Consider the following 2,115-nt stretch of genomic DNA (forward strand, 5'->3'; position numbering starts at 1 on the left):
GTTGGCGGCGGCGAGCTGCGCCTGCGCCGAAACGAGCTGCGAATCGATCTGGCCGAGTTCGGCGCGCGCGGCATCGACACGCTGCGCCGGCGAGCCACTGCCGCCGGGGATCAGGCCGATATTCTGCGCCTCGAACGCCGCACGGCGCGCTTCGACCTCGCGCAGCGCCTTTTCGCGATCGGCGATCTGCGAATCGAGGAATTTCATGCTCTCGCGCGCGTTCATCCGACCGCCGCGCAGTTGATCGTCGCGGAACACGGTGATGAGGCTGTCGAGCACCCCCGACGCGAGCTTGGCATTGTCAGCGTCCGACAGGCTGCCGACCGCGATGCTCGATGTGATTTCGAAGATATTGTCCTGCTGCGGCACCACCTTGATGCTCTTTTGCAGCATGCCGACAGCGCCAGCCTTTTCGCGCTCGTTCGCGCCCGCCGGAAGCAGGCCGGTGGTCGCGGCGACCTTTTCCATATTGCGTGCGCTGGTCAGCGTTTCGCGGATCTGGTCGAGCTGCGGACGCCCGCCGCCGCCCGCTTCGTCGGGCAGGATTTCGTTGATGTCGACGAGCAGGCGCGCCCGGCTGTCATAGCGATTGGGAATCGACGCGATCGCGAGCCAGCCGAGGATGCAGATGCCCCACGCCACGGCGAGGACCAGCCACCGGCGCGTCCAGACGCTGTGCAGCGCCACCCGGAGTTCATCGTAAAGGCTGTTCATCGCTCGAAATCTATCCTTGGGAGATGAGTGGGACGGCCGCCGGTCGATATCAGAACATGCTTTCGGGGATGATGATCACATCGCCGGGCTGCAGCCGCACGTTCGCCTTGATATCGCCGCGCTTGATCAGGTCGTTAAGCCGCAGGCCGAACTCTTGCTGCTTCCCGCTGCCCTTGTCGAAACGGACGAGTCGCGCTTTGTTTCCAGCGGCATATTCGCCAAGGCCGCCGACTGCAATCATCGCGTCGAGCACGGTCATATTGGCGCGGAACGGGATCGACGCGGGTTTCTCGGTGGCGCCGACGACGCGCACCTGCTGCGAGAAGGTACTGTTGAAGCTGGTGACGATCACGCTGACGATCGGATCGGTGATATACTGGCTGAGCTGCAGCTTGATGTCCTGTTGCAGCATTGTGGGGGTTTTTCCGACGGCGGGCATGTCGGTGATCAGCGGCGTCGTGATGCGGCCGTCGGGGCGGACCTGCACCTTGCCGCCGAGTTCGGGGTTGCGCCACACGAAGATCTGGAGTTCGTCGAGCGGGCCGATGATATATTCCTCGCCCGGCCCTTCCTGGTTCGCGACAAAATTGGCGCTGGGCAGTTGCGGCGCGGTGCCGGCGCCCATGCAGCCCGTCAGCGCAGTCACGGCGATGCCCGAGACGAGCGCGGCGCGCGCGATACGGAGCGAGGGGAACGAAGCCATAATCCATCAACCTTTCGAGCCGTCAGGGGATGCCGCGATCCGGAACTCCGCGGCGACAGCCATTGCGTCAGCTTCCGCCATTGCTCGAAAAGGGTGAACATAATGTTAGTATTGACATAAGTTTGAACCGCACCCCGTCCAACATGTCCCGATAAGGAACAGGTTTAACGCGCGTCAGACGAGCATTTCGCGCGCCGGCCCCTGCCCCAGAAAGGTCGCGGGGCTTGCACTCGCGCCATAGGCTCCCGCCTGGAAGATCGCGATCAGGTCGCCGACATCGGCGCGCGGCAGCGCAACCTGATCGCCGAGACGGTCGAGCGGGGTGCAGAGGCAGCCGACGACCGATACGGTCTCTTCGGTCCCGGCACCAAAGCGGCCGGCAACCGCGATCGGATAGTTGCGGCGGATCACGGTGCCGAAATTGCCGCTCGCGGCGAGCTGGTGGTGAAGGCCCCCGTCGGTGACGAGGAAGGTCTCGCCATGGCTCGTCTTCCGGTCGACGACGCGGGTCAGATAGACGCCCGCTTCGGCGACAAGCCAGCGGCCGAGTTCCATCGCGAAATGGCTTTTGGCGAGGACCGGATCGCGGCCGGCGAGCGTCTCCGCGAGCGCCGCGCCCACAGCCGCGACATCGACCGCCCTGTCGCCCGGAAAATAGGGCACGCCCATCCCGCCGCCCAGATTGACGAGCGGCGGCG

At 64.9% G+C, this 2,115-nt stretch carries 1 protein-coding gene and 2 pseudogenes; all 3 read right to left on the minus strand.

Annotation, left to right across the window (positions count from 1 at the left end; translation table 11 throughout):
* Positions 1 to 714, minus strand: a pseudogene (locus VN047_RS10015) (chain-length determining protein); the annotation flags it as partial.
* Positions 715 to 763: 49 nt separating this feature from the next.
* On the minus strand, positions 764 to 1,339 hold the full coding sequence (locus VN047_RS10020; protein ID WP_325542259.1) for an XrtA/PEP-CTERM system exopolysaccharide export protein: 576 nt from the start codon (positions 1,337 to 1,339) through the stop codon (positions 764 to 766).
* Between the two features lie 252 nt (positions 1,340 to 1,591).
* Positions 1,592 to 2,115: pseudogene (locus VN047_RS10025) on the minus strand (pyridoxal-dependent decarboxylase, exosortase A system-associated); the annotation flags it as partial.

It is taken from the genome of Sphingopyxis sp. (assembly GCF_035565275.1).
GTDB lineage: Bacteria > Pseudomonadota > Alphaproteobacteria > Sphingomonadales > Sphingomonadaceae > Sphingopyxis.

Coding starts and splice junctions, on each gene's coding strand:
- VN047_RS10020 (WP_325542259.1), bottom strand. CDS start 1,339: ATGGGCGCCGGCACCGCGCCGCAACTGCCCAGCGCCAATTTTGTCGCG.